The sequence below is a fragment of the Kribbella sp. NPDC056345 genome, from assembly GCF_042262745.1.
Taxonomy (GTDB): domain Bacteria; phylum Actinomycetota; class Actinomycetes; order Propionibacteriales; family Kribbellaceae; genus Kribbella.
This window is the reverse complement of the sequence record NZ_JBHJQQ010000003.1, coordinates 869343-894980: the sequence shown is the minus strand read 5'-3', so window position 1 is coordinate 894980 and position 25638 is coordinate 869343. Positions and strand designations below refer to the sequence as shown.

Here is a 25638-nt window from a genome sequence, read left to right as displayed (position 1 = left end):
GGCCCCGAACCCGCCGAAGACCAAGCCGCCGCGAAAGAATCACTACGGCTACGGCAGACCGAAGGCGGCGTCAAGTTCTCCGGGTTCCTGGCCGGCGCGAGCGGCGAACAATTCCAGACCCAGATCCACCAACTGTCCAAGCCTCACAAGACGATCGACGGTGAACGAGACCCGCGATCTCTCGAGCAGCGCCAGGCCGACGCGCTGAAGGCGACCATGGACGCCGCCGCCGGCAACCCGGACTTTCCCGGTGTTCCGCACTTGACGGTCACGATCGACTTCAACGACCTCAAAGCGTCCCTGGCCGCTGCCCCGGCCGCCTTCGGCGGCAACCCGACAGACCCGACAGGCCCGGCAGATGCTGCGGATGCAGAGGGCACGACTGGCCGGTCGGGTGCGGTAGGTGAGCTGGTGTTCGGTGACAACCTGTCCGCCGGCGCCGTCCGTCTCCTCGCCTGCGACGCCGCCGTCCTGCCCATCGTCTTGGGCGGCGACTCACAGCCTTTGGATGTCGGCACCGAACAACGGTTCGTGAACCGGTATATCCGCCGGGCGTTGAACAAGCGGGACAAGGGCTGTGTGGTGTGTCAGGCACCGCCGTGGATGTGTCACGCCCACCACATCATCCACTGGGCCGACGGCGGTCCGACCAGCCTGCAAAATCTCGCGTTGCTGTGTGCGGCCCATCACCGTGCCGTCCACAACGGCCAATGGGCGATCTCGATCACCACAACCGGCGTTCAGGTCACCCGCCCCACCTGGGCCGACCCGCCACCCGTACCCGACCGCGCTGCGCTCGCCGCCTTGATCGGCTGGGTCACCCCTGCCCCCACCACGGCCAGTGCCAGCGGCGACAACCCCAGCAGCGTCGGTGCCAACGCCGGAGCCGCCTCCATCGACCCCAACGCAAACAGCGCCAGCGGCAACTGCTGGGGTACGAGCAAAGCCAGTGCCAGCAGGACCAATGCCGGCGGCGCCGGTGCGAGTAAGGCCAGTGTCAGCAGGCCCGATGCCAGCAGGACAGGCGCGAACAGCGGCGATGCGAGCAGCGCCAAGGCCAACTGCTGGGGTGCGAGCACGGGCAGCGACAACAGCAGCCCCCGCGCCAGCAGCGCCGGTGCCAGCGGGACGGGTGTCAGCAGCAATCCGGCGCACGAGCTGCCGGGTCGGCTCCCTGCGGCCAGCACCCTTGCCAACCCGGCGCTGGCCGCCGCCCGCGAAGCCCTCCGGAACTGGCTGACCTCGCTGGCCCCCAACTACACCGACCCCTGGTCCACCAACGCCACCCCGACAGCAGGCCCGTAAACCTCACCACCCACCGTCGAGCGACGCCACCAACACCACCGCGGCAGCCGGCCCCCAGGCCGGCCCGCGGACCTACCCATGCCCGGCCACCGCCGCGACCACAACCCGGATCGCCAAGGTCACGGGCCACACGCTCATCACCCACACCAATCTGCGCGGCGAGTCTCACCGAACGGTCGGTATCTGACGCTGTTCGGCCCGGGCGATGTGCAGCAGTGCCTGGCAAGTTCCGCAAGGAGTTCCCGCAGGCGCATCTCCCCGACCCCTGTGCGACATAGCTCGATACGGCAGCCTGGACAGCATCCGGTCGCCAAGAGGTAGCAGCCTCGCAACATCAGGTAGCGCGGGATCAGCAGCAACCACAGCGGCGGGTAGCCGCACACGGCACGCCCCAGGGACTGCAACTACAGCAACGGTCACCCCACGCCACGTGCCCCACTGCGGCAACCACCGCGATGGGATAGCCACAGGCCGCATGATCCCGGTGCGGCAACCACAGCCCGTCAGCCTCGGGCGACGAGGAGACGATTGTCCACAGCAACCATGCCCGTCAGCCATCGGATCGCTCAGCCATCCTTCTTTTGGTCGGCCGCAGCGGCGATCAACCACCGCGGACGTGGTCGGCCGAGTCCGCGCTCAGCTGTGCCTTGAGGCAGCAACCACGGCGACGGTCAGCGACAAGCCGCATGTCCCGGCAGCAACCACCGCGACGGGTCAGCCACACGCCGCATGTTCCCGGCGCGGCAACCACAGCCCGTCAGCCTCAGGCGACGAGGAGACGATAGCCCGCAGCAACCATGCCCCTCAGCCATCGGATCGCTCAGCCATCCTGTCCTTGAGTCGGCCGCAGCGGCGATCAACCACCGCGGGCGTTGTCGGCCGAGTCCATGCCCAGCTGTGCCTTGAGGCGGCAACCACGGCGACAGGCAGCCACACGCCGCGTGATCCCCGGAGGCAGCAACCGCAGCCCGTCAGCCTCGGGCGACGAGGAGACGAGGAGACGATTGCTCGCAGCAACCATGCTCCTCAGCCATCGGATCGCTCAGCCACCCTGTCCTTCAGTCGCCGCAGCGACGATCAATCACCGCGGACGTCGTCGGCCGCGTCCGAGCGGTGTGTGTACACGAACTGGGGACCGCGGGCATCTGGCCGGGTGCTGGCCGACAGAGCGCCGTACGTGCAATGTCCGAAGGAGCCGGGGGATTGCTGGTGGCGGTTGGCTGCGATGGGCTGTGTCGGGGGATAGGTGCTTGGAAGGGCTGCGCGTGTGGCGATTTGGGACGTCATGTGTTGGGTGCGTAGTACTGGCAGTGGGGTGAAAGGGGTGTTCTGCGGATTGGCGAGGCGGTCGGGGTTGCGCAGTGGCAGGGGCTAGGCGGTGGAGGGGGTATTGCGGGCTGCGGAGTGGAGTGCGGTGCGGGCGGCGATGATGGCGGGGTGGTTGGCGGTGCCGCGGCGGTGGGCTAGGTGGGTGCGGCGCTGGATCGGGAGGGGGGTGAGGACGACGGTGGGAGGTGGGGTGGTGAGGGCCAGTTCGGGTACGAAGGCTGCGCCCTGGTTGGCGGCGACCAGGGCGAGGACGGTTCCGAAGTCGTCGGCGTGGTGGCGGATCTGTGGGGTGTAGCCGGCGGCTTCGCAGGCTCTGATGGTGAGGGTGTGGCAGAGAGTGCCTGGGGTGCCGGCGATCCATGGGGTGTCGCGCAGGCTGGTCAATGATCGGGTACGGCGGGCGGCCAGGTACACCGTTTCTTCCAGCAGAGGCTCGGTCTGTAGACCGGGATGGGTCGCGACCGGGACGTGGTCGTACTCCTGGACGAGTGCGATGTCGACGGCCTCGGTGCGGAGGGCGTCGGGTACCGAGGCGGGGTCGAGTTCGACGACGGTCAGACTGAGGCTGGGGTGTTCGGTGCTCAGGGCAACGATGGCCGGGGTGACGACGGCCGGGATCGCGGTCGGGAACGCGCCGATCCGGAGAACACCAGAGAGCGCTCTCGCGGCGTTCTCGAGATCGGTCTCTGCCGTTGCGAGCAGCGCGAGGATCGCCTCGGTGTGCTCGACCAGGCCGTGAGCGGCGGGCGTGAGGACGACCCGACGGCCGGTTCGCTCGAGCAGCGGTACGCCGGTTTCGCGCTCGAGAGCGGTGAGTTGCTGGGAGACCGCGGACGGGGTGTAGGCGAGTGCCTCGGCGACGGCTGCGATCGTGCCGCGGCGGGCGAGTTCACGGAGCAGACGCAGCTTGCGGACATCGAGCATAAGCTCACCTTACGCTCGGCGACGGAAATGTGAACTGGACCTGATGAGCGGTTTCACGAGAACGTCGGGCCATGGCGTTCACAGGACTCTTCGTTCCCCTGATCACTCCGTTCTCCGAGGCCGGGGATCTCTCCGGAGACGCGCTCGAGGCGCTCGCTCACTCCGTTCTCGACGAGGGTGCCACCGGCATCGTCGCCCTGGGCACCACCGGAGAGCCGGCGACCCTGACGCCTCACGAGCGTCACCGTGTTCTCGAGATCTGCTCTGCCGTCTGCTCCGACCGGAACGCCCCGCTGATCGTCGGCGCGGGCTCGAACTCAACCGCCGCGTCCATCGACGAACTGACAACACATGGCCCGAGCGGTGCGGCCGTGAGCGCGGCATTGGTCGTGGTGCCCTACTACACGAGACCGTCTGAGGACGGCGTCGTCGAGCACTTCCGGCAGCTCGCGGCGGCGAGCCCGGTGCCGCTGGTGATCTACAACATTCCGTACCGGACCGGCCGGACGCTGAGTGCGGAGACGCTCATCCGGCTGGCGGAGTTGCCGAATGTCGTCGGGTTCAAGCACGCGGTGGGCGGGATCGACGAGGAGACCATCGCGTTCTTGAGCAACGTTTCTGCAGACGTGAGCGTTCTGGCGGGCGACGATCTCTACGTGGGCCCGATGCTCGCGCTCGGAGCCAGCGGCGGGATCCTCGCCAGCGCGAACGTCGCGACCCGGCCGTACGCCGACCTGATCGCGGCCTGGCAGACCGGCACTCTGGAGCACGCCCGAGAGAGCGCTCTCCGCCTGGTCCCGTTGGCCCAGGCACTGTTCGCCGAGCCGAATCCAGTGGTGATCAAAGCAGTCCTCGCGGCCCAAGGCCGGATCCCCACGGCGCACGTACGGCTGCCGTTGCTCCCCGCCGACCCAGCCGCGCTCAGCCGGGTTCCTGCGCTGGCTGAGTGGTTGCGGCCAAGCTGGCAAGGAGCCTGAGGCTGTCGGCGGTCGGCGTACCGGCGGCTGCGGTGTAGACGAGCAGCGTGAGACCTGGGTGGGCCGGGAACTCCATGGCCTCGAAGGTGAGATCGAGATTCCCGACGGCCGGGTGACGCAGGTGCTTGATGCCGGTGCGGTGGAATCGGACGTCATGAGCGGCCCACCGGCTGCGGAAGTGTTCACTGCGGGTGGACAGTTCACCGATGAGCTCGATCAGCTTCTTGTCGTGCGGGTTGCGGCCGGCCTCGGAGCGCAGCATGGCCGCGATGTCGTCGGCCGTCCGCTCCCAGTTCTGGAAGAAATCTTGCGAGGCCGGATCGAGGTAGACGAACCGCGCATTGTTCCCGGGGCGTCGGGGATCGGCGAGCAGCGGCGCGTAGAGCGCACGGGCCATTCGGTTGGTCGCGAGCATGTCGTGACGCGCATTGCGTACCCAGGCCGGTGCGTCGGTGATCGCATCGAGGACGAGCTGGACGCTGGCCGGCACGGTCGATGGCGCGGGTTTCCGTTGCCGACCCGAGGTCGGAGTGGCAGCGCGGGCGAGGGCGAACAAGTGGGTGCGCTCGGCATCGTCCAGTTGCAAGGCGCGGGCCAGCCCTTCGAGCACGGTGTCCGAGGCGCCAGTGAGATTGCCGCGTTCCATCCGCACGTAGTAATCGATGCTCACGCCGGCGAGCAGGGCGACCTCCTCCCGCCGCAGCCCCTTGACGCGGCGATTGCCGCCGTACGCCGGGAGTCCGGCCTGCTCGGGGGTGAGCCGCGCCCGCCTCGAGACAAGGAACTCGCGGACCTCAGCTCGGTTGTCCATGCCACCACCGTAGGCGAGGCGGTCGGTTGCAAGGAGGTACTGGCATTACCCGGAAGAGCAGGGACTCCCGTGCGGACCGGGGTCGCTGTTGGCTGGCCCCGACGAACACGAGAAGGAGTCCAACCATGATTTACCGCAGACTCGGCAGCTCTGGTCTGAAGGTCAGCCGCATCGCGCTGGGGTGCATGAGCTTCGGCGACACGGCCCGGGGTGCCAATCCGTGGGTGCTCGATGACGTCGCCGCCGAGCCGGTGTTCCGGCAGGCTCTGGACCTCGGGATCACCTTCTGGGACACGGCGAATGTCTACGGGCACGGTACGTCGGAGGAGGTCGTCGGACGCGCGATCCGCAAGTACGCGCGTCGTGAGGAGATCGTGCTCGCCACCAAGGTGAGCCGTCCGGTGCATGACGGGCCAGGTGGCTCAGGCCTGTCCCGCAAGGCGATCCTAGAGCAGCTCGACGCTTCCCTGGAGCGGCTCGGTACCGACTACGTCGACCTCTACCAGATCCACCGCTGGGATCCGGAGACTCCGGTCGAGGAGACCATGGAGGCGCTGCACGACGTGGTCAAGGCCGGGAAAGTGCGCTACCTCGGTGCGTCGTCGATGTGGGCGTGGCAGTTCGCCAAGCTGCAGCACGTCGCCGAACTTCACGGCTGGACGAAGTTCGTGGCGATGCAGAACCAGTACAGCCTGATGCAGCGTGAGGAAGAACGGGAGATGTTCGGGCTGCTCGCCGACCAGGGCGTCGGGTCGATTCCGTGGAGCCCACTGGCCAAGGGACGCCTGGCCCGACCCTGGGGTACGTCGACGGTGCGGTCGGGCAATGATCCTGTCGCGGACCGGATCTTCGGCGCCGACGACCGGGCGATCGCCGACGCCGTTGAGGGTGTCGCATCGGCACGCGGCGTACCGATGGCCCAGATAGCGCTCTCTTGGGTGTTCCGGAACCCGAGCGTCACCGCGCCGATCGTCGGCGCCACGAAGGCACAGCATCTGGCCGACGCGGTTGCGGCCGTCGAGCTCACGCTCACGGACGAGGAGGCCGGCGTACTGGAGGATGCTTATAGTCCGCGGTGGCCTACCGGGTACTGAGCTGAAGATCGATGACGAGCTTGCCCGCGGCGTGACGCGATTCCACGAGAGCCAGCGCTTCGTCGGCGCGCTCCAATGGGTAGGTGGCAGTGATGTTGGGGTCGAGTTGTCCGGACACCATCAGCTCGGCGACGCGTTCGAGGCTGTCGCGGTCCAGGCGTCGCCGGACGGTGACGCCGCCGAGTTCGACGACGGTGGGATCGCCGACGGAAACCAGCAGCTCCGGCTTCTTCGCCAGTTCGGCGACGCTGCGCAGGGAATCGCCGCCGACTGCGTCCACCACTGCGTCGAAGCCGTCCGGGACCAGCGTTCGAAGCTGAGCGATCACGTCGCCGGAGCCGTAGTCGACGAACTTCGCCCCGGTGGTGGCCACGAGATCCCGTTTCGCAGCACTGGCCGTGCCGGTCACCATCAGGCCGCGGTGGCGGGCGAGCTGAGCCAGGGCAAGGCCGACGCCGCCGCCGATTCCGTTTACCAGCAGCGATGCACCGGTAGGCAGGTCGAGCTGGTCGAGGATGTCGAGCGCGGTCGTGCCGGCGACCGGGATCGTTGCGGCCCAGGTCTCCGGCAATGCGTCGGGGATGCGGGCCGTCGACGTACCGAGCAGCAGCGTCGTAGCGACGTACGTGCCGGCGCCGGTCAGCGCGAAGCCTGTGACCCGGTCGCCGACCGCCAGCCCGCTCACGTCCGATCCCAGGGCGAGGACGGTGCCGGCGGCTTCCATGCCGAGGACCTGTGGGAAGGGCAGCGCGCCGTTCAGTCCGGGGGCGTGGCCGGAACGTAGGTGATGATCGAGCGGGTTGACTCCCGCGGCCGCGACGCGGATCAGCACCTCGTGCGGACCGGGTAGCGGGTCGGGCCTCTCGAAGAACTCCTGTACGTCGGCGCCGCCGAACGCCCGGTATCCCAGTGCTGTGCTCATCGTGACGTTCTGCTCCTCGTCCTGGACCCGCCGATCGGGCCCGACGCAGCGAAGCTATTCCCTGACATCAGTGTGAGGGGCAACTCGATGTGGTGCAGGTCACCTGGCTTCTGCGATTAGTTGCCGCTGGCAAGGAGGTCGGCGAGGCCGGCGCGGAGGTCGAGAGTTGGCTTCCAGCCGAGCTCGTCGCGGAGTTTGGCGGAGGTGGCCGTGATGTGGCGGACGTCGCCGAGACGGTACTGACCGGTGACGACGGGGGCTGGGCCTTGGTAGGCGCGGGCAAGCTCGGTGGCCAGGTCGCCGATGGTGCGTACGGTGTCGGTGCCGACGTTGTACGCCGTGAACGGGGGCTGGTCGGGGAGCGCGCCGGCAGCCGTGGTCACGGCGGTGGCGATGTCGTGCACGTGGATGAAGTCGCGGCGCTGGTGACCGTCTTCGTAGACCTTCGGTGCTTCGCCGCGTTCGAGGGCCGAGCGGAAGATGGCGGCGACGCCGGCGTACGGCGTGTTGCGTGGCATGCCGGGGCCGTAGACGTTGTGGAAGCGGAGCGCGGTGACTCGGCCGCCGGTCTCGCGGGCCCAGGAGGCGGCGAGGTGTTCGCCGTTGAGTTTGCTGGCGGCGTACGCGTTGCGGGGATCCGAGGGAGCGCTCTCTGAGATCAGGCCGGGGCGCAACGGGCAGTCGCAGAGCGGGCAGCGTGGGTCGAACTGGCCGGCGTCGAGATCCTCCGGCCGGCGGGGGCCGGGCGCGACCTGGCCGTGCCGGTCGCAGTCGTAGCGGCCTTCGCCGTAGACGACCATCGAGCTGGCGTAGACGAGGTGGCGGAGGTTCGCGCGGGCGAGTTCGCGGAGCAGTACGGCGGTGCCGAGGCTGTTGCTGGAGACGTAGTCGTCGATGTCGTTCAGGTCGACGCCGAGCCCGACCTTGGCGGCCAGGTGGATCACGGTGTCGATGCCGGAGAGCGCTCTCTGGAGATCCTCGGCGCTCCGGACGTCGCCGATCATCAGAGCGTCGCTGGGGAACGGCTGCGTCTGGTGAACATCGTTCCGGAGAGAGTCGAGCACGAGAACCTCGTGTCCCTCGGCGGTCAGTTGGGTGTGCACATGCCGCCCGATGAACCCGGCACCACCCGTCAGCAGCACCCTCATCGCACAGTCGCCCCATCACGCCGGCCCGCACCGATGGAGTCAGGGCCGGGTTGCGGGAGAGCGCTCCCTGGTGAGCCGGGTCTCGGGAGAGCATTCTCTCGGGAGTCGGGCCCTGGGTGAGCGCTCTCTGGGGAGTCGGGCCCTGGGTGAGCGCTCTCTGGGGAGTCGGGTCTTGGGTGAGCGCTCTCTGGGGCGGCGGCGGTGGTGTGGTCGAGGGCGTGGTGGCAGGGGCAGTCGGTGGTGGGGGAGGGGAGGCGGGGGATCACTTCGGTGAGGAGAGCTTTGAGGCGGTCGATGCTTTGGGCGAAGACCTTGTAGACCTCGGTTTCGGTGACGCCTTCGCCGTGCTGGAGGCCGGCGTCGTGGTCGGTGACGACGGCGAGCGAGCTGTAACAGAGGGCGAGTTCGCGGGCGATGGCGGCTTCGGGCGCGCCGGTCATGCCGACGACGGACCACCCCTGGGCCGCGTGCCACAGGGATTCGGCGCGGGTCGAGAAGCGCGGGCCGTTGATGACCACCATCGTTCCGTCCGGTACGACGTTGCCGGTGGCAATGATCGTTGCGCGGCCGGCCGGGCAGTACGGGTCGGCGGCCGAGGTGTGGACGGCCGAGTCGTCGTACACGGTCTGCGGCCGGCCCCATGTGCGGTCGACGTACTGGTCGGGGACGAGGAAGGTGCCGGGGGTCAGTTCGGGGCGCAGCGAGCCGACGGCGCAGGGGGCAATGACCTGGCGGACGCCCAATGAGCGCAGCGCCCAGAGGTTGGCGCGGTAGTTGACGCGGTGCGGCGGGAAGCGGTGGTCGGCGCCGTGCCGCGGAATGAAGGCGACCTCGCGGCCGGCGACCTGCCCGACGACCGGCGGTTCGCTGGGCGGCCCGAACGGCGTACTGATCTCGACGCGGCGCGCGTCCGCCAGGAACGAGTAGAAGCCGGAACCACCGAGCACACCGATATCAACCATGGATCCGACGCTAAATGCGTCCGGACCGCCGATGACGCGATTCGGCCGGACCGTGAGCGCTCCGTAAGGGGTGGTCCAATGTTGCAGTGAAGCTGACGACGGCACTGCTCGCGATCGGCGTCGTGCTGCTGCTGTTCAGCGGCTACGCGAGCTGGACCGCGGGCCGCCTGGACCGGCTGCACCATCGCGTCGAGCTCTCCCGTGCCGCTCTGGAGACCGAACTCGCTCGCCGCGCCGCGCTGGTCGCGGAGCTCGCCGGCGCCGGCATCCTCGACCCTGCCTCGTCGCTGCTGCTCCTCGATGCCGCCCACCGGGCGCGCACCGCGTCGCCGGATGACCGCGAGCAACGGGAGTCGGCGCTTACCCGTGCAGTAAACGCAACGGGCACCACCGTCGAGCCCTGGTCGAGCGAGCTGGCGCTGGCGATGCGACGGGTGCAGCTGGCCCGGCGCTTCCACAACGACGTCGTCGTCTCCACCCGGGACCTCCGGCAGCGCCGCCTCGTGCAGTGGTTCCGCTTGGCCGGCCGGGCGCCGATGCCGTGCACCATCGAGCTGGAGGACGGGCGTTGACCGACGTCGAAGCCGAGATCGAGCAGTACCGGCACGAGTTGCGGGTGCACTGCTATCGCCTGCTCGGCTCGTACGACGAGGCCGAGGACATGGTTCAGGAGACCTTCCTCCGAGCCTGGCGCAGTCGTGACACCTTCGAAGGCCGGTCCAGCGTCCGCACGTGGCTCTACCGCATCGCGACCAACCTCTGCATCGACGACGTACGGCGACCGCGGCGAGTCCTGCCGTACCAGCTCGAGCCCGCGTCGTTCCCGGCGGCGGCCCTGCCGGCCCGCGACGACCTGCCTTGGCTGCAGCCGTTCCCGGACGTGTTGCTGGACCGAGCCGAGGAACCGGACGCCCAGCTGGTACGGCGGGAGACGATCGAGCTCGCGTTTCTGGTGGCGATCCAGCACCTGCCACCGCGGCAGCGCGCCGTACTGATCTTCCGCGACGTCCTCGGCTGGTCGGCCAAGGAGACCGCGGCAGTGATGGATCTCAGTACGGCCGCGGTCAACTCGGCACTCCAGCGCGCACGGCCGGTACTACGCGATCAGTTGCCGCCGCATCGGGCCGAATGGACCGCGACGCCGTCGACCACCGAGGAGCAGGCGTTGCTGCGCAAGTACGTCGACGCGTGGGAGGCGGGCGATCTGGATGCGCTGACCGCGCTCATGCACGAGGACGTGCGGATCACGATGCCGCCGTACCCGTTCTGGTTCGAGGGACGAGCCGTGGCGCGGCAGACGATTGCCGTGAACCTGGACCCGGCGTACCGGGGTCAGTGGCGCTACCTGAGAACCTCCGTCAACCGTCAGCCCACGCTCGCGGCCTACCTGCGCGCACCGGAGGACACGGTCTTCCGGCCGTTCGGTCTGGACGTCTTCCGGATCGAGGACGGGCTCATCGCCGAGCTGACCGCGTTCGAGCGCACCGACTTCGCGAGCCACAACCTGCCGCTCTACTTGGCCTCCGCATAGGTCTTCACAGTCGCGGTGCTGAACGCGAACCGGGTCGGCGTCGGCCCGAAGGTGAGCGTGCCGGCCAGATCGCTCGCGGTCTGGATAGCTGCAGCAACCGCCGGGGCCTCCGAAGTCGGGCAGTGCACGATGACCTCGTCGTGCTGGAAGAAGACGAGCTCCGCCTTCAACGGTCCCAGCGCCTGCCGCAACGCTGCGAGCATCAGCAACGCCCAGTCGGCTGCACTGCCCTGTACGACGAAGTTCCGCGTGAAGCGGCCGCGCGCTCGGGCATGGCGGGAGTCGGTCTGCGGCTCGTCGACCGGTGGGCCCTCGAGGGTGGCGTCGTCAAGTGGCGTACCGCCCGGTGGACAGGTGCGGCCGAGCCACGTGCGCACCAGCTTGCCCTCCTCACCCGCGCGGGCGGCATCGTCGACGTACGCGACGGCTTGGGGGAATCGCTTGCGGAGCATGGCGAGGTTCTTGAGGCCGTCGCCGGAGGTCTGGCCGTAGATCGCGCCCAGTACGGCGAGTTTGGCCATCGCGCGGTCGCCGGCGAATGCCTGGTCCGACACGGCCTTGTAGAGGTCACCGGGATCACTGGCCACCTCCATCAGCGCGCGGTCCCGGGAGATCGCGGCGAGGATCCGCGGCTCGAGCTGCGACGCGTCGGCGACGACCAGACTCCAGCCGGGATCGGCGACCACCGCACGCCGGATCACCTTCGGGATCTGCAGACCGCCACCACCGTTGGTGATCCAGCGCCCCGAAACTGTCCCGCCCGGCACGAACCCGGGCCGGAACCGGCCGTCGTGCACCCAGTCGTTGAGCCAGGACCACCCGTTCGCCGTGTAGATCCGGTAGAGCTTCTTGTACTCGATCAGTGGCTCGACGGCCGGATGATCGATTGTCTCGAGCTCCCAGCGGCGCGTGCTCTTCAGCTGGAACCCTGCCTGTTTGAACGCCTTCAGCACATCAGCCGGCAGATCCGGCCGGACCCGGCGCCCGAACGCAGCCGACACCTCGTCAGCCAGCTCGGTCAGCCGCCGTGGCTCACCCGTCCCACCGAACCGCTCACCGAGCAACTCCGTCAGCATCTCGCGATGCGCCGACGCACTCCACGGGAGACCGGCCCGGTCCATCTCGGCGGCCACCAGCATCCCCGACGACTCCGATGCGGTCAGCAACCGCATCCGGTCCGGGTGCTCGGTCTCCCCATGACGCCGGAGCTGATCGGCGTACACCCGGAGCAGTGCCTCGAACGAGATCGGCTCCTCCTGGATCTCGAACAGCGACGACTGCTCACCCGGTACGACGGCGCGCAGCGGCTGGTCGGGTGGGACAGGCGCACCGGTCAGCCGGGCCCAGGCGGCCGCGGCGGAGCGTGGCTCGCCGAGCCGGCCGGCGTGACCGAGCAGCAGGCCCTCACTGTTCTCGATGTCGTAGCAGCGGTCGACGCGGACACCGCTCGCGAGCAGGCGCGGGTAGATCTCGGCCGACGCCCGCCAGACCCACCGCGTCACCTGCGGCCGCGAGCCGACCGCCGTGGCGAGATCCGGCTCGCGCAGCACCGGCCCGGCAGGCTGCCCGTCCGGATGCAGGGCGACGAGCACCGCCCCGCCACCCTCCTCCGGCGCAATCGCCCACCGCTCGTCCATGTCCGAATCCTCACACCTCCCACCGACAGAACGCCGCTATCAGGCCAGTGGTGCGAGACTGGACTTATGTGGCGGGCGGGGGATCTGGAACCGGCGGACGGGACCAAGACCGAACAGGTCGAGGCCCTGGTACTGCGGCGGATCGAGCGCGGGGAGTTGTCGATCGGTTCGCGGCTGCCGTCGGAGCGAGTGCTGGCCGAGCGTCTCGGCCTCAGCCGGGTGACGGTGGTGCGCGCACTCGACCACCTGCGGGCGGACGGCGTTCTGGAGACCAAGCGGGGTTCGGGGACACATGTGCGGCCGACTGACCGGCTGCTCGACCCGATCGCGCCGGCGTCGACTGTGAGTGCGGGGGACAAGCCGCTGCTCGACCTGCGGTTCGCAACGACCGCAGCGCCTCATGATGTGGTCGAGGCGGCGGCTCAGATGGTCCAGGACACTCTGCCGCAAGCCATGGGCGGTGACGGTCCGCCGTCGGGTGGCTCTCTTGAGCTGCGTACGGCGCTGGCCGAGCGACTGACCTCTGAGGGCGTACCGACCGAGCCCGACCAGCTCACCCTGACTGTTGGTGCAGCTGCCGGTCTGAACGCCGCACTGGCCGGGCTGGATCTCGGACCGGGCGTGGCGATCACCGAAACACCGACGTACCCGGCTGCCTTTGACCTGCTGCGTAAACACCGGCTGGACGTGGCTGGGTGGCCGGCTGGGGTCTGGGATACCGATCAGCTCGCACATCTGTGCAGACGGCACCGGCCGAAGGTCATCTACCTTCAGGCCGACAACCACAACCCGACCGGCCTCAGCCTCCCCGCGGACCGCCGTACGACGGTCGTCGAGATCGCCCGGCGTTATGGCGCCGCTCTGATCAGTGACGAGACCATGCGACCGCTGTGGCTGGCCAGTGGGGCGCAGGCGGACCCGTTGAGCCGCTATCCGCGCACAGTGAGCGTTGGGTCGCTGTCGAAGACGGTCTGGGGCGGACTCCGGGTCGGCTGGGTGCGCACCGGTAAGCAGCTCCGGAGGCGGATCAACACGGCCGCGCAACTGAGTGTGGCGTCGCCGAGTGCGCTGGACGACCTGCTGGCGCAGGCGATTGTGCAGAAGCTCGACAAGGTGATCAGCAGACGCCGTACCCGCCTGCGTGCCAATTTGAACGCGCTGGAGACCGGGCTGAAGACACTGGACGGCGTGACGTGGGCCACGCCGACAGGTGGCATGACGTTGTGGCTGGAGCTGACCGACGTACGGGCGCGGCGGGTGCTGGACGCTGCTCGCGAACACGGCCTCCTGCTCGGTTCAGGCGACCTGTTCACGCCGGACGGCACCGATCGACGGCACATCCGGATCCCGTTCACCGCACCGCCCGCCACCCTGCGGCTGGTGGTCGCTCGCCTCGGCGATGCGTTGGCTCAGTCCACTTGAATCAAGGTGGACTGAAGATCGATGCCTTCTGCCACCTAACCTGGGCCGTGGAGCCCCACGACCAGGAGGATGCAGTGAGTGAGAACGTGAACCCGCAGACCGGTACCGCGAAGGTCAAGCGCGGCATGGCGGAGATGCTCAAGGGCGGCGTGATCATGGACGTCGTCACCGCCGAGCAGGCCAAGATCGCCGAGGACGCCGGTGCGGTCGCCGTGATGGCGCTGGAGCGGGTTCCGGCCGACATCCGGGCGCAGGGTGGCGTCTCCCGGATGAGCGACCCGGACATGATCGAGAGCATCGTCAGCACCGTGTCGATCCCGGTGATGGCCAAGGCCCGGATCGGTCACTTCGTCGAGGCGCAGGTCCTGCAGAGCCTCGGCGTCGACTACATCGACGAGTCCGAGGTGCTCACCCCGGCCGACTACGCCAACCACATCGACAAGTGGAACTTCACCGTCCCCTTCGTCTGCGGCGCCACCAACCTGGGCGAGGCGCTGCGCCGGATCACCGAGGGCGCGGCGATGATCCGCTCCAAGGGCGAGGCCGGCACCGGTGACGTCTCCAACGCGACCACGCACATGCGTCAGATCCGCCAGGAGCTGCGCCGGCTGCAGAACCTGCCCGAGGACGAGCTGTACGTCGCCGCCAAGGAACTGCAGGCGCCGTACGAGCTCGTCAAGGAGGTCGCAGCGCTGGGCAAGCTCCCCGTGGTCCTGTTCACCGCAGGCGGCATCGCGACCCCGGCCGATGCCGCCATGATGATGCAGCTGGGTGCCGAGGGCGTGTTCGTCGGCTCCGGCATCTTCAAGTCCGGCAACCCGCAGCAGCGCGCCGAGGCGATCGTGAAGGCCACCACCTTCTACGACGACCCCGACGTGATCGCCAAGGTCTCCCGCGGCCTCGGCGAGGCCATGGTCGGCATCAACGTCGACGAGATCCCGCAGCCGCATCGCCTCGCCGAGCGCGGCTGGTAGCCGAGCGGTCCGTAATTATCGCTGATGCGAGCGATACGTCAGACTTTCTGCATGCAGGCAGTCGAGATCTGGAACCAGATCAATGAGTCGGCGCAGGTCGTCATCTGACCAGATACGCAGCTCAGGCTGAGAAGCGGCAGGTAGGTCTGCTATGACAGCGAACCCGGGATCGCTCGGGGCGTTTCTGAGAGCTCATCGTGAACAGGTTGCCCCGGCGGCTGCCGGCGTTGAAGTCACTCGACGCCGGCAGGTGCGAGGTCTTCGCCGTGAAGAAGTGGCGGTGCGGGCTGGGCTGAGTACTGACTACTACACCCGGCTGGAGCAAGGTCGAGAGTGCCATCCTTCATCGGAAACTCTCTCGGCCCTGACGGAAGCGCTGCGCCTTGACCGCGACAACGCACGCTATCTGCGGGCATTGGTGGCTCCCGTGGGCACCGACGACCTGGACAGCGAACAGGTGTCGCCGGGAATCGCGCAGCTGGTGAAGTCGCGATCAGGGACGCCTGCCATCGTCTTGGGTCGCTACCTCGACGTCTTGATGAACAACGAGATCGCCGGTGCTCTGACGCAGTCGTTCACGACCGGCAGGAATCTGCTGACCGATGCGTTCGTGGACCCGGAACTTCGCCGACTCTACGGTGCCTACTGGCCGTTTCTCTGCGCCGGAGTGGTGGCGGGCCTGCGGACCGCAACCGGCAGCGACCTCCAGGCCCCGAGGCTGGTCGGGCTCGTCGAAACGCTGTCTGCGCGGAGCGACGAGTTCCGCAAGCTATGGACCGGTCACAAGCTCACACCGCATGGCCGCGGCAGCGTGATGCTGACACACCCCTGGGTCGGCCCGGTCTGGCTCGACTACGAGGCTATGCGGCCTGCCGGCGCCACCAGACAGGTGCTGGTGATGTTCGTCGCGGAGCAGGGCAGTCCGTCGGCCAAGGCGCTTGCGAAACTTGGCGGCGCCGGATGAGTACCACGAGTGCACTCGGCCGGTATCTCAGAGCCCGTCGCGCGATGGTGAGGCCCGAGGATGCCGGGCTCGACAGCGGCGGGCACCGACGGGTGCCAGGACTGCGGCGCGAGGAAGTCGCTCGGCTCGCCGGAATCAGCCTGCCGTATTACACCAGGCTCGAGCAGGGATCCAACGAGAATCCGTCCAGCGAGGTACTGAACGCACTGGCGCGAACGCTCGCACTTGACGAGGCTGCGACACGTTATCTGCACGAGCTTACGGCGCGGGCCGCTCAGATCCCGGCGGATGCGGAAGACAGTGACGTGTCCGTCGGACTGCGCAGACTGCTCGACAGTTGGTCCGACATCTCTGCCATCGTGCAGAACCGGTACGGCGACGTCCTGGCGGCAAGTCCATTGGCGCCGGCCGTGCTGCCGGTCTTCACCCCTGGCACCAATGTTCCAGCAGCGGCCTTTCTCACCGATGCGGTGCGGTCCATCTGCCTGAACTGGGAGGTGCTCGCACCCCGCCTCGTCGCCGGACTTCGCGCCTTGGCCGGGACGGAAGAACGAGATCAGCGCCTCCTGGCGCTGACAGACCGGCTTTCGGCGGGTAGCGCGCACTTCCGGCAACTCTGGGCCAGACATGACACGAGTCCCGTCCAGGAAGGCGTGATCGAGCTCCAGCACCCCGACGTAGGACGACTGACGTTGCGCTATGACAGGTGCCTCGTCGCGGGTGCCGCCGGCCAGCTACTGGTCGTGCACCAAGCGCTTCCCGGCACTGGAACCGAGCAGGCCTTGCAGAGGCTGGCCGACTTGCAGGCTGAGGGTGACCCTCGTACTCCTAGTCCTCACAGGGGACTGGTGGCGGCGGGCTGGACGCGCGAACCTGGGGGTCCGATCCACTAGGTGCCGGGGCCGGACGCCGAGGGAAGGACAACCGTGACCGTACAGCGAGAACTTGCTGCGCAGGAGGTTTCCGATCGACTCGCCATCCGTGAGTTGATCGACGCCTACGCGCACTGCGCCGATCGGCGGGACGCTGCGGGCCAGATGGCCCTTTTCACCGAGGACACGCACTTCGTGGTGTTCATGGACGCGACCTCCGATCAGCCGTCGCAGGAGCTACACCGCCGCGATGAGCTGGCGCCCGTTTTCGGCAATCTCAACAGCTACGACACGACGACGCATTTCAACGGTCAGAGCACGATCGAGGTCGACGGTCCGAGGGCGACGGGTGAGAGTTACTGCCTGGCCCACCACCTGTCGATCAGTGCGAGCGGCGAGCGCACCTTGATGATCGCCTCGATCCGCTACCTGGACACCTTGGCAAAGCAGGCCGACGGCAACTGGCTGTTCGCCGAGCGGAAATTGATGGTGGACTGGACCGAGACACGGCGCACCACGCCGTGAGCTCCCTGTCGCGGAACAACTCTGGACCACGGCATTAACGTCGATGAGATCCTGCAGCCGTATCGGCTTGCTGAGCGCGGTAGTGAGCAGTGGCCTGTCGGTGGAGGTTCTCGGGGGAGGAGCCGGTAAAGCGTCCGGGGGCGAGCGGGGCGATTGCGGACGGTTCGCCGAACATGTGTGCCACCAGGGCTTTTGCTGCGCCCGCCGCGTGGGTGACCCAGATTGCCTCGGCTGACCAGAGGCCGTCGACCTGACCGAGCTGGCCGATCGTGCTCAAACCGGTGGCCAGTGCCGGAACCGACAACGTCGTGGTGTGCGGCTCACCTGAGCAGGTGCGGGCCGCGTGCGCGAGGATCATGGCCAGCGCCGACCGCTACGGGCTGGCCAATCACGTCGTTCTCGCCCAGGAGTTCCTGGCCGGTGACGAATACTTCGTCAACACGGTCAGCCGCGACGGACGGCACCGCACCACAGTCGCCGGATGATCCCGATGCGCAGCGAATCGCGCAGTACACCCATCAGGTGCTGGACGCGCTGGAGATCCGCAACGGGGCCGGGCGCAGCGAGGTGATGCTCACCAGCCGGGGGCCGGTTCTGGTCGAGTGTGCCGCGCGGCTGGGCGGCGGGCAGGTTCCGGAGATCAACCTGCGCTGTCTCGGGACCAGCCAGGTGGACCTGCCGGCCCTGGCAGCGGTCGAGCCGGACGAGTTCCACCGGTTGCCGGAGACGGCGTACCGGCTGCTCGAGCGACCACGCCATGTGTCGCTGATCAATCCGAGGGACGGGGGACTGGTGCCCTCGCACGAGGCGATGGCGGTCGTCCGCGAACTGCCGTCGTACGCGCACACAGTCATGGCGCACCCTGAAGGGCATCCGCTGCCGCGAACGATCGACGTGGTCACGTCTCCGGGGTTCGTTTATCTGGTCTCGGACGACCCGGACCAGATCGCCGCCGACTACGCGCGACTGCGGCAGCTGGAGCAGGACGGTCTGTACAGCCGCGTGCTCGTGCGCTAGGAGGCCAGCCAGGCCTCGTGTTGTTGCGAGGCGCGCTCCCAGAGCGCATCGACGTCGAGCCCTTCCAGCGGCACCGCGAACTCCTTGGTCAGTACGGCGGCGAGGTCGTCAGCGTCGGTGAGTACGCGCTGCACCTTGCCGCCACTGACCGCCGCTCCGGTCCGGCTGAGGGTGCGGGACCGCAGAATCACTGCCTCGTCGACGTCCGTGCGGGCGACCAGAAGGGTCTGCACGAACAGCGATTCCGGTGCCGTGGCTCGCCAGGCACACACATCGGTGAAGTCCTCGATCGTCAGCGGGCCGGATCGCAGATCGCAGGTGATGAAAGCACCGCCGGGCCGTCGGCCAGTGCTTCCGGTGCCAGGCTCAGCTGCCGGCCCAGCTGGATGTCGAGGTTCTCGTACGGCACAGTCTCCCGCAGCTAGGTGTGAAGCACGGCGGTGGCGCCGCGCAGGAGTTCGGCGCGGAGATCTGCCACCGGTACGTCGGTGAACTGGCTGACCGGGTCCGTGGCCGCCGCGAAGGCCTGGGCTGCGCGGAGGCGGCGGCGCCAGTCGGCGTCGGGCCCGGCCAGCAGTTCGATGGCGCGTTCGACGATGTCCGTCATCCGCGACATCACCGCGGTCGAGTCGTCGCTGTAGACCGAGGCGTCGCGCAGCAGCAGGGTCATGGTCTCGCGGTGGGCGAGCATGACATCGACGCACCCGCCCAGCAACCGGTCGACGATCTCGGCGTGGCTCGGCCGGCCCGCCGCATCCACGACCACTGCCTCGAGCTCGTCGATGGGCGGGCCGACCAGGTGGCCGAGGATCTCGCTCTTGCTGCGGAAGTGGTGGTAGAGCGTGGGTTTGGTGATGCCGACCCGCTCGGCGATGTCGCGCATCGAGGCCGCGCGGTAGGTGTGGGTGGTGAACAGTTCACGCGCTGTCTCGACGATGCGGTTCCTGGTGTCGCCCGACAACGGTCATCTCCCACAGGTGGTGTTTTCGGTGGGTCGAAGCCTAGACCCTGCCGTCGTACAGCGCGGCGATCAGGCTGCGGACCCGGAAGTCGCCGCCTTCCAGCAGCTCCGAGCCGCGGTTGGGTACGTAGGCGAAGGCCAGGCCCCGGTCCGGGTCGGCGAAGGCGAACGATCCGCTGGCGCCGCTGTGCCCGAACAGGCCCGTGATCTCTTCCGGCGCCGGCCACATCGGGCCGCCGGGCAGCGCGAACCCGAGACCCCACGAGGTGCGCACCTGCAGGATCTGGTCGAGGCCGTCGCCGTACGGATGCCGCACCTGCTCCATCAGGCTCGGGGCGAGCAGCCGTACGCCGTCCACCTCGCCGATCAGAGCCGCGTAGTACCGGGCCAGCGATGGGGCCGAGGCGACGCCGTCCATGGACGGACTCTCCACCTGGTAGGTGCGCGGGTCGTTGGTGGCGTCCCAGCCGATCGCGACGCTGCCGTACATCGACCGATACGTCAGCGTGGCCGGGTCGTTGAGTGCGCGGACCATGTCCGCGAGCTCGGGCACCTTCAGGCCCAGCATGAGCTGTTCGGCGTCGGGGACCACCATGGTGGCCAGCCGAGGCAGCTCCGCGTCGGGTACGCGGATGAAGCAGTCGAGTCCGAGCGGTACGGCGATCTCGCGCGCGAAGTACGCGCCCAGGCTCACGCCGGAGACGCGGCGGACGATCTCGCCGACCAGATGGCCGAACGTGACGCCGTGGTATCCGTGGGCCTGGCCGGGTGTCCATTCGGGGGTAGCGGCGGCCAGGGTCTCGGTGATCGGCGTCCAGTCGCGCAGGTCCTCCCAGGTGACCGGCCGGGTGTCCATCGAGGGCAGCCCGGCGCGATGGCTGAGTAGTACCCGGACGGTGATGTCGCCCTTGCCGTTCTGCGCGAACTCCGGCCAGTAGCGTGCCACCGGCTCGTCCAGATCCACGTCCCCGCGCTCGACCAGGAGCAGCAACGCCCCGGCCGCGAGGCTCTTGGTGGTCGAGGCCAGGGCGGCGATCGTGTCGTGCTGCCACGGGCGGTGCGTGCCCGGGTCGGCCGCACCGCCCCACAGGTCCACGACCGGCTGCCCGTTCTGATAGATGGTGAGCCCCGCGCCGACCTCGGCGCCTTGCTCGAAGTTGCGCTGGAAGGCATCCCGCACCGGCTCGAAGCCCGCGGCGACCGTTCCCTGTACCTCAGCGGCGTCCATGGCCACTCCTCTCTACCGACCGATAGGTAGGTTCCTGAGAGTGACCCTACCGACCGGTCGGTCGGGCCGCAAGAGCGTGCTGCTGGAGCGGGCGGCGGTTCGTGAGGTTCAGCGGCAGGTGTAGCTGGTGGCTTGGCGGGGGTCGCCGGTGCCGTTGTAGTAAGACTTCAAGGGGTAACGGCACAGGTCGCGGGACGCGCCGGTGTAGGTGAAGGCGGCGATCGTCTCGGGGGCCTTGCCCTTCTCGACCCAGTCGACGACCGGCTTGAGCTGATCGAACGGGGCCGCGCCGGCGGCCGGGCCGCAGTGCTCGGCGCCGGGGGCGAGGAAGACCCGGAAGAACTTGTCCACCTTGGTGGCGCCGCCCATCCGCCGTTCGACCTGGTGGCGGTAGCTGAGCGTGCCGCCGTAGTGGATGACGGCGTCGTCGGTGCCGTGCCAGGTGACCAGCTTGCCGCCGCTGTTGCGGAAGGCGGTCAGGTTCGGGTCGTCGGTCCCGAGGATCCGGTCGTACTCGCGCTCGGACTGGCGGAAGATCTGCTCGAACTCGCGGTAGCCGACGGTGCTGAAGTCGAAGGCGGGATCCTTCTTGACGAAGTACTTGACCCAGTTCACCGCGAGCTTGAAGGGCGTGCCTGCGGTGGCGTCGAGACTCGTGCTCGGGTCGTAGCCGGGCCACAACTGGACGCCGGAGCGGGTCTTCGGGCCCGCCCAGATCTTGCGTACGACGTCCGCCTCGGCCTTGGTGATGGTTTCGGTCTTGCCCTTGCACTCGATCTGCCGGCCGATCAGGGTGCCCGGATCGAAGCGGCATTCACCGGGCTCGCGGACGATGCCGTCCACCAGACCGTCGGCGGGATCGCACTGCGCGACCGCCGCCTTCCGGAACGCTTCGAGCTCGCAGCTCGTCGGGTGGGCGCCTTCGACGTTCATCACGACCTGCGGCCACAGGTCCGCCACCACGAAACTCGGCATGCTGATCGCGGGCGCGGCCGCGCTGATGCCGTCGTAGTCACCCGGGTAGCGCTGCGCGTTCATCATGCCCTGGCGGCCGCCGGTCGAGCAGCCGTTCCAGTACGAGTAGGCGGGCGCCTTGCCGTAGTACGTCTTGGTGACGGCCTTGCCCGCGACAGCCAGGTCGTGCAGCGAGCGGTAGGCGAAGTTCTTCAGGAGTTCGCGATTGACGCGGCCCTTGCTGTCGAGCGCCCACTTCGACGGGTCCTCGAAGTCGAAGCCGACACCGCCGTCGGTCTGCGCCGCCGCGTAGCCCTCCTTCACGGCGAGCGCGAGCGGTCCGTCGCCCTGGTGCATCGAGTAGCCGCCGCCACCGGTCGCCTGGAAGCGGCCGTTCCAGCCGGTCAGTGGCAGCCACAAGCGGACCAGCACGTGGTCGCCGGCACCGGGATGCGTGAGCTCGACCTTGACTTCACAGAACGGCGGTACGTCGGTGATCGGTGGGACGCCCCACTCCGGCGGGTACTCGATCGTGCCGCCGGGCTTCGGCGCCGCACTGGTGCCGAGCACCTTCGCGCCCGGTACGGACGGCTTCGCGACCTCTCCACATCCGGTGGCCGGCGCGGGCGCCGATCCGGTCGCGGAGGCCTGGACCGGGACAAGCAGTGCGCCGAGGGACAGCACCGCCAAGATCATTCGCTTCATGCCAACTCCTGACTGCGGAACGCGCGGACGGGCTACGTCAGGACCGACGTTAAACGCCGTCGGGGTCTCGCTAAATGCTTGGCGCCCGAGCTCGCCGATGTGCCGGGATACGCTGGCCGGTATGACGGCTGCACAAGGGCTCCTGGCGCTCGATGAACGGACGGCACGTGAACTGCGCGGGCTGGCCCGGGTGCTGGTGCGGTCCGGGTACGCCGACCACGCGTCGATCACGGCTGCGCTCACAGAGGCGGTGCAAGAAGACGCTCCGGCTATGGACGCGTCCGCTCTGGTGCCGCTGCTGATTGGTGAAGCGCTGATCGACGTGACCGAGGATGCCAAGTCGTGGCCCGAGGTGACCGACCCGGACCGGCTGGACGCCGTACTGGCTGAGCTGGAGGCGCTGGGGCTGGTGGTGGTCCGGTATACAGCCGACCACCATGTGGCCCGGCAGGTGCTGGAGGCTGCTGCCGAGCCGCAGGGGCTGGTGTTCTTCACCGACACCGACGTCTGGCACGCAGTGGACTTCGGCATGCTCGAGTTGAAGGTCTGGCACCCGGACACCGCCAACGTGGCACCGGGGGAGCCGTTGCTCGAGGACGTGCTCACCCTGCTCAACGAGCGTGACCTCCCGGCCGTCTTCGACGAGGGCCGCATCGAGGTAACGCTGGACTGGCAACGCCGGGTGTCGCTGTGACGTACGTGGGGGAAGGTGGACTGTCATGGGCAAGCCGGTGATCGGGGTCTTCGCGCTGCAGGGCAATGTGCGGGAGCACGTGGCGATGCTGACGCAGGCGGGTGCGGAGGCGCGGCCGGTACGGCGTCCGTCGGAGCTCGCGCGGGTGGATGCGATGGTGCTGCCGGGTGGTGAGTCGACCACGATGGAGAAGCTGGCGCGGGCGTTCGAGCTGTTCGAGCCGCTGCAGAAGCGGATCGCGGACGGGATGCCGGTGTTCGGGACGTGCGCGGGGATGATCCTGCTGGCGAACGAGATCACCGGCGGGATCGCCGGCCAGGAGACGCTCGGCGGGCTGGACGTGACGGTCCGGCGGAACGCGTTCGGTCGGCAGGTGGACTCGTTCGAGGCGGATCTGGAGTTCGCCGCGTTCGAGGCGCCGTACCACGCTGTGTTCATCCGGGCACCGTGGGTGGAACGGGTCGGCCCGCAGGTCGAGGTACTGTCGACGGTGAGCTCGGGCCCGGCCACGGGTAGGATCGTCGCGGTTCGCCACGACCGGCTGCTGGCCACGTCGTTCCATCCGGAGCTGACCGGGGACGCCAGGCTGCACGGCTACTTTGCGGAGCTGGTCCGCGAGCACTAAGTCTGTTCGGCGGTAGAGAGGTTGGGTTCGCGATGTCAGGCCACTCCAAATGGGCCACCACGAAGCACAAGAAAGCGGTCATCGACTCGAGGCGCGCCAAGCTCTTCGCGAAGCTGATCAAGAACATCGAGGTGGCCGCCCGGACGGGCGGTGGCGACCTCGCGGGCAACCCGACCCTGTACGACGCGGTCCAGAAGGCGAAGAAGTCGTCGGTCCCCAACGACAACATCGACCGCGCGGTCAAGCGGGGTTCCGGGGCCGAGGCCGGTGGCGCGGACTGGCAGTCGATCACCTACGAGGGCTACGGCCCCAACGGTGTCGCGATGCTGATCGAGTGCCTGACCGACAACCGCAACCGGGCCGCGGCCGACGTCCGCACCGCGATGACCCGCAACGGCGGCTCGCTCGCGGACCCGAACAGTGTCGCCTACCTGTTCCACCGCAAGGGCGTCATCGTCGTGGCCAAGGAGCAGGACGGCAAGTCCTACACCGAGGACGACGTGATGGAGGCCGTTCTCGAGGCCGGCGCCGACGAGGTGAACGACCTCGGTGAGTCCTACGAGGTGATCAGCGAGGCCAGCGACCTGGTCAAGGTCCGCACCGCCCTGCAGGACGCCGGTATCGACTACGAGTCCGCCGACGCCTCCTTCGTCCCGTCGATGACGGTCGAGCTCGACGCCGAGGGTGCGAACAAGATCTTCCGCCTGATCGACGCCCTCGAGGACAGCGACGACGTCCAGAACGTCTACGCGAACTTCGATGTCTCCGACGAGGTCATGGCCGAGGTCGGCTGACCCGAGCGGGGCCCGGCTCTCCTCAAACCCCGACGACATCTATAAGGTAAGGCTTGCCTTATACGGACGTCGAAGGGAACAGGCCAGATGAGGGTCGTCATGCTCGGGTACCAGACCTGGGGCCACCGCACGCTGCAGGCGCTGCTGGACTCGGGTCACGAGGTGGCTCTCGTCGTCACGCACCCGAAGAGCGAGCACGCGTACGAGAAGATCTGGAGCGACGACGTCGCCGAGCTCGCCGAGAAGCACGGCGTACCGGTGCTGCTGCGCAACCGTCCCGACGATGCCGAGTTGCTGGAGGCCATCGCGGCGGCCCGTCCGGATCTGATCGTCGCGAACAACTGGCGGACCTGGCTGCCGCCGGAGCTCTTCGATCTGCCGCCGCACGGCACCTTGAACATCCACGACTCGCTGCTCCCGAAGTACGCCGGTTTCTCGCCGATCATCTGGGCGCTGATCAACGGTGAGGAGGCGGTCGGTGTCACCGCGCACAAGATGAACGCCGAGCTCGATGCCGGCGACGTCCTGATCCAGCGGTCGGTGCCGATCGGGCCGACCGACACGGCCGCCGACCTGTTCCACCGGACCGTGGACCTGATCGGGCCGATCGTGCAGGAGTCGCTCGAGCTGATCTCCACTGGCCAGGACGCTGGTCGCTGGGTGCCCCAGGATCGCTCCGAGGCGAGCTTCTTCCACAAGCGGTCGCTGGAGGACAGCCGGATCGACTGGAAGTGGCCTGCGGAGCGGCTCGAGCGGCTCGTGCGGGCGCAGTCGGATCCGTATCCGAACGCGTACGCGTTCCATCGCGGAGAGCGGCTGCGGATCGTCGAGGCGGCGGTCTCGGAGGCCCGGTACGGCGGGACGCCCGGCCGGATCTTCATTCGTGAGGGCGATGGCGTGGTCGTCGTGGCCGGTGCCGACGCGTTCAACGGGCGCTGCCCGGGGCTGCTGGTGCGCCGGGTGCGGACCGATGACGGGACCGAGTACGCGGCGACCGAGTACTTCCGCACCATGGGGGGCTATCTCACATCACACCCCTGAATATTTAAGTAAGGCAATCCTTACCTTACTATTCGGGCGGTGGCTCCTTCGAGCTGCTTCGGACTGCGATGGGGAGGCACGGGCAGCTGTGTCGGGCAACTTGGGTTCTTCTGCGTCTTCTGCCGATTTCTGGCGGGGTGTCTTCGGCACCCCGGTCCCGGAGGTACCGCTCCCGCTGGACTTCCCGCGCCCGTCCCGCTCGGACGGGCCGGAGCCGCGTGC

Annotated in this window: 26 protein-coding genes; 16 read left to right on the top strand and 10 right to left on the bottom strand. The window is 68.4% G+C overall.

All coding sequences use genetic code 11. From position 1 onward, the window contains the following. A partial coding sequence (locus ACFCV3_RS14820) for a DUF222 domain-containing protein (protein WP_376030356.1) occupies positions 1 to 1305 on the top strand: 1305 nt, incomplete at its 5' end. 1371 nt (positions 1306 to 2676) lie between these two features. On the opposite strand, the gene ACFCV3_RS14815 is transcribed toward ACFCV3_RS14820, so the two are convergent. After that, entirely contained in the window at positions 2677 to 3558 is an 882-nt protein-coding gene (locus tag ACFCV3_RS14815) for a LysR family transcriptional regulator (protein WP_376030354.1), read from the bottom strand. Between the two features lie 71 nt (positions 3559 to 3629). Here ACFCV3_RS14815 and dapA point away from each other — a divergent pair, with 71 nt between their 5' ends. Beyond that, positions 3630 to 4535 carry a 4-hydroxy-tetrahydrodipicolinate synthase gene (gene dapA, locus ACFCV3_RS14810; RefSeq protein WP_376030352.1) on the top strand — a complete coding sequence of 302 codons (906 nt, stop codon included), beginning with the start codon at positions 3630 to 3632 and terminating at the stop codon, positions 4533 to 4535. On the opposite strand, the gene ACFCV3_RS14805 is transcribed toward dapA, so the two are convergent. Beyond that, positions 4480 to 5346 (bottom strand): helix-turn-helix domain-containing protein, encoded by an 867-nt coding sequence (locus ACFCV3_RS14805; protein WP_376030351.1) that lies wholly within the window; start codon positions 5344 to 5346, stop codon positions 4480 to 4482. The two genes, dapA and ACFCV3_RS14805, sit on opposite strands and share 56 nt — an antisense overlap. Before the next feature lie 125 nt (positions 5347 to 5471). Here ACFCV3_RS14805 and ACFCV3_RS14800 point away from each other — a divergent pair, with 125 nt between their 5' ends. Next, a complete protein-coding gene (locus ACFCV3_RS14800; protein WP_376030349.1) occupies positions 5472 to 6440 on the top strand; it encodes an aldo/keto reductase in 969 nt (322 codons plus the stop codon). Here ACFCV3_RS14800 and ACFCV3_RS14795 read toward each other — a convergent pair. The 3 genes from ACFCV3_RS14795 to ACFCV3_RS14785 form a co-directional block, all read right to left on the bottom strand. Then, on the bottom strand, positions 6427 to 7362 hold the full coding sequence (locus tag ACFCV3_RS14795) for an NADP-dependent oxidoreductase (protein WP_376030347.1): 936 nt from the start codon (positions 7360 to 7362) through the stop codon (positions 6427 to 6429). The genes ACFCV3_RS14800 and ACFCV3_RS14795 overlap by 14 nt on opposite strands. A 116-nt stretch (positions 7363 to 7478) precedes the next feature. Then, the gene (locus ACFCV3_RS14790) at positions 7479 to 8510 is read right to left on the bottom strand and encodes an NAD-dependent epimerase/dehydratase family protein (protein WP_376030345.1); all 1032 of its coding nucleotides are present in this window, start codon (positions 8508 to 8510) and stop codon (positions 7479 to 7481) included. Further along, a complete protein-coding gene (locus ACFCV3_RS14785; RefSeq protein ID WP_376030343.1) occupies positions 8507 to 9472 on the bottom strand; it encodes an S-methyl-5'-thioadenosine phosphorylase in 966 nt (321 codons plus the stop codon). Before ACFCV3_RS14785 ends, ACFCV3_RS14790 begins: the two co-directional genes overlap by 4 nt. Positions 9473 to 9558: 86 nt before the next feature. Between ACFCV3_RS14785 and ACFCV3_RS14780 the strand changes: the two genes are divergently transcribed. Beyond that, positions 9559 to 10044 (top strand): hypothetical protein, encoded by a 486-nt coding sequence (locus tag ACFCV3_RS14780; RefSeq protein ID WP_376030341.1) that lies wholly within the window; start codon positions 9559 to 9561, stop codon positions 10042 to 10044. Further along, positions 10041 to 11003, top strand: a complete 963-nt coding sequence (locus ACFCV3_RS14775; protein WP_376030339.1) for a sigma-70 family RNA polymerase sigma factor — start codon at positions 10041 to 10043, stop codon at positions 11001 to 11003. The genes ACFCV3_RS14780 and ACFCV3_RS14775 overlap by 4 nt, the downstream gene beginning before the upstream one ends. Here the strand turns inward: ACFCV3_RS14775 and ACFCV3_RS14770 are convergent. Further along, positions 10985 to 12640: a bifunctional 3'-5' exonuclease/DNA polymerase gene (locus ACFCV3_RS14770; protein WP_376030337.1), complete on the bottom strand. Its 1656-nt coding sequence runs from the start codon at positions 12638 to 12640 to the stop codon at positions 10985 to 10987. The genes ACFCV3_RS14775 and ACFCV3_RS14770 overlap by 19 nt on opposite strands. Positions 12641 to 12706: 66 nt before the next feature. Between ACFCV3_RS14770 and ACFCV3_RS14765 the strand changes: the two genes are divergently transcribed. The 7 genes from ACFCV3_RS14765 to ACFCV3_RS14735 all read left to right on the top strand — a co-directional run bounded on the left by ACFCV3_RS14765 (position 12707) and on the right by ACFCV3_RS14735 (position 18414). Next, the gene (locus ACFCV3_RS14765; protein WP_376030335.1) at positions 12707 to 14062 is read left to right on the top strand and encodes a PLP-dependent aminotransferase family protein; all 1356 of its coding nucleotides are present in this window, start codon (positions 12707 to 12709) and stop codon (positions 14060 to 14062) included. A gap of 74 nt (positions 14063 to 14136) precedes the next feature. Continuing rightward, positions 14137 to 15036 (top strand): pyridoxal 5'-phosphate synthase lyase subunit PdxS, encoded by a 900-nt coding sequence (gene pdxS / locus ACFCV3_RS14760; RefSeq protein WP_376030334.1) that lies wholly within the window; start codon positions 14137 to 14139, stop codon positions 15034 to 15036. A gap of 151 nt (positions 15037 to 15187) precedes the next feature. After that, the gene (locus ACFCV3_RS14755) at positions 15188 to 16000 is read left to right on the top strand and encodes a helix-turn-helix transcriptional regulator (protein WP_376030332.1); all 813 of its coding nucleotides are present in this window, start codon (positions 15188 to 15190) and stop codon (positions 15998 to 16000) included. Next, a complete protein-coding gene (locus tag ACFCV3_RS14750; RefSeq protein ID WP_376030330.1) occupies positions 15997 to 16893 on the top strand; it encodes a helix-turn-helix domain-containing protein in 897 nt (298 codons plus the stop codon). The genes ACFCV3_RS14755 and ACFCV3_RS14750 overlap by 4 nt, the downstream gene beginning before the upstream one ends. After that, complete coding sequence (locus ACFCV3_RS14745; protein WP_376030329.1) at positions 16894 to 17397, top strand: nuclear transport factor 2 family protein; 504 nt, start codon at positions 16894 to 16896, stop codon at positions 17395 to 17397. 269 nt (positions 17398 to 17666) lie between these two features. Beyond that, positions 17667 to 17882, top strand: a complete 216-nt coding sequence (locus ACFCV3_RS14740; RefSeq protein WP_376030327.1) for a hypothetical protein — start codon at positions 17667 to 17669, stop codon at positions 17880 to 17882. Continuing rightward, positions 17818 to 18414 carry a hypothetical protein gene (locus tag ACFCV3_RS14735; protein ID WP_376030325.1) on the top strand — a complete coding sequence of 199 codons (597 nt, stop codon included), beginning with the start codon at positions 17818 to 17820 and terminating at the stop codon, positions 18412 to 18414. The genes ACFCV3_RS14740 and ACFCV3_RS14735 overlap by 65 nt, the downstream gene beginning before the upstream one ends. On the opposite strand, the gene ACFCV3_RS14730 is transcribed toward ACFCV3_RS14735, so the two are convergent. The 4 genes from ACFCV3_RS14730 to ACFCV3_RS14715 form a co-directional block, all read right to left on the bottom strand. Then, on the bottom strand, positions 18411 to 18686 hold the full coding sequence (locus ACFCV3_RS14730; RefSeq protein WP_376030323.1) for an arylamine N-acetyltransferase: 276 nt from the start codon (positions 18684 to 18686) through the stop codon (positions 18411 to 18413). The genes ACFCV3_RS14735 and ACFCV3_RS14730 overlap by 4 nt on opposite strands. Positions 18687 to 18835: 149 nt before the next feature. Continuing rightward, a complete protein-coding gene (locus tag ACFCV3_RS14725) occupies positions 18836 to 19375 on the bottom strand; it encodes a TetR/AcrR family transcriptional regulator (RefSeq protein ID WP_376030321.1) in 540 nt (179 codons plus the stop codon). A 40-nt stretch (positions 19376 to 19415) separates the two neighbouring features. Then, positions 19416 to 20603: a serine hydrolase domain-containing protein gene (locus ACFCV3_RS14720; RefSeq protein ID WP_376030319.1), complete on the bottom strand. Its 1188-nt coding sequence runs from the start codon at positions 20601 to 20603 to the stop codon at positions 19416 to 19418. 108 nt (positions 20604 to 20711) lie between these two features. Then, complete coding sequence (locus ACFCV3_RS14715) at positions 20712 to 22262, bottom strand: tannase/feruloyl esterase family alpha/beta hydrolase (protein ID WP_376030317.1); 1551 nt, start codon at positions 22260 to 22262, stop codon at positions 20712 to 20714. 121 nt (positions 22263 to 22383) lie between these two features. On the opposite strand from ACFCV3_RS14715, the gene ACFCV3_RS14710 reads away from it, so the two are divergent. From ACFCV3_RS14710 to ACFCV3_RS14695, 4 genes are all read left to right on the top strand, one after another. Beyond that, positions 22384 to 22956 carry a DUF6891 domain-containing protein gene (locus ACFCV3_RS14710; protein ID WP_376030315.1) on the top strand — a complete coding sequence of 191 codons (573 nt, stop codon included), beginning with the start codon at positions 22384 to 22386 and terminating at the stop codon, positions 22954 to 22956. A gap of 25 nt (positions 22957 to 22981) precedes the next feature. Continuing rightward, positions 22982 to 23581, top strand: coding sequence for a pyridoxal 5'-phosphate synthase glutaminase subunit PdxT (gene pdxT / locus ACFCV3_RS14705; RefSeq protein WP_376030313.1), 600 nt, complete (start codon positions 22982 to 22984; stop codon positions 23579 to 23581). Positions 23582 to 23613: 32 nt separating this feature from the next. Next, the gene (locus ACFCV3_RS14700; protein WP_376030312.1) at positions 23614 to 24375 is read left to right on the top strand and encodes a YebC/PmpR family DNA-binding transcriptional regulator; all 762 of its coding nucleotides are present in this window, start codon (positions 23614 to 23616) and stop codon (positions 24373 to 24375) included. Positions 24376 to 24462: 87 nt separating this feature from the next. Further along, positions 24463 to 25416, top strand: a complete 954-nt coding sequence (locus tag ACFCV3_RS14695; RefSeq protein WP_376030310.1) for a methionyl-tRNA formyltransferase — start codon at positions 24463 to 24465, stop codon at positions 25414 to 25416. Positions 25417 to 25638 lie beyond the last annotated feature (222 nt).

Coding starts and splice junctions, on each gene's coding strand:
- ACFCV3_RS14815 (WP_376030354.1), bottom strand. CDS start 3,558: ATGCTCGATGTCCGCAAGCTGCGTCTGCTCCGTGAACTCGCCCGCCGC.
- dapA (WP_376030352.1), top strand. CDS start 3,630: ATGGCGTTCACAGGACTCTTCGTTCCCCTGATCACTCCGTTCTCCGAG.
- ACFCV3_RS14805 (WP_376030351.1), bottom strand. CDS start 5,346: ATGGACAACCGAGCTGAGGTCCGCGAGTTCCTTGTCTCGAGGCGGGCG.
- ACFCV3_RS14800 (WP_376030349.1), top strand. CDS start 5,472: ATGATTTACCGCAGACTCGGCAGCTCTGGTCTGAAGGTCAGCCGCATC.
- ACFCV3_RS14795 (WP_376030347.1), bottom strand. CDS start 7,362: ATGAGCACAGCACTGGGATACCGGGCGTTCGGCGGCGCCGACGTACAG.
- ACFCV3_RS14790 (WP_376030345.1), bottom strand. CDS start 8,510: ATGAGGGTGCTGCTGACGGGTGGTGCCGGGTTCATCGGGCGGCATGTG.
- ACFCV3_RS14785 (WP_376030343.1), bottom strand. CDS start 9,472: ATGGTTGATATCGGTGTGCTCGGTGGTTCCGGCTTCTACTCGTTCCTG.
- ACFCV3_RS14770 (WP_376030337.1), bottom strand. CDS start 12,640: ATGGACGAGCGGTGGGCGATTGCGCCGGAGGAGGGTGGCGGGGCGGTG.
- ACFCV3_RS14765 (WP_376030335.1), top strand. CDS start 12,707: ATGTGGCGGGCGGGGGATCTGGAACCGGCGGACGGGACCAAGACCGAA.
- ACFCV3_RS14755 (WP_376030332.1), top strand. CDS start 15,188: ATGACAGCGAACCCGGGATCGCTCGGGGCGTTTCTGAGAGCTCATCGT.
- ACFCV3_RS14750 (WP_376030330.1), top strand. CDS start 15,997: ATGAGTACCACGAGTGCACTCGGCCGGTATCTCAGAGCCCGTCGCGCG.
- ACFCV3_RS14720 (WP_376030319.1), bottom strand. CDS start 20,603: ATGGACGCCGCTGAGGTACAGGGAACGGTCGCCGCGGGCTTCGAGCCG.
- ACFCV3_RS14715 (WP_376030317.1), bottom strand. CDS start 22,262: ATGAAGCGAATGATCTTGGCGGTGCTGTCCCTCGGCGCACTGCTTGTC.
- ACFCV3_RS14710 (WP_376030315.1), top strand. CDS start 22,384: ATGACGGCTGCACAAGGGCTCCTGGCGCTCGATGAACGGACGGCACGT.
- pdxT (WP_376030313.1), top strand. CDS start 22,982: ATGGGCAAGCCGGTGATCGGGGTCTTCGCGCTGCAGGGCAATGTGCGG.
- ACFCV3_RS14700 (WP_376030312.1), top strand. CDS start 23,614: ATGTCAGGCCACTCCAAATGGGCCACCACGAAGCACAAGAAAGCGGTC.
- ACFCV3_RS14695 (WP_376030310.1), top strand. CDS start 24,463: ATGAGGGTCGTCATGCTCGGGTACCAGACCTGGGGCCACCGCACGCTG.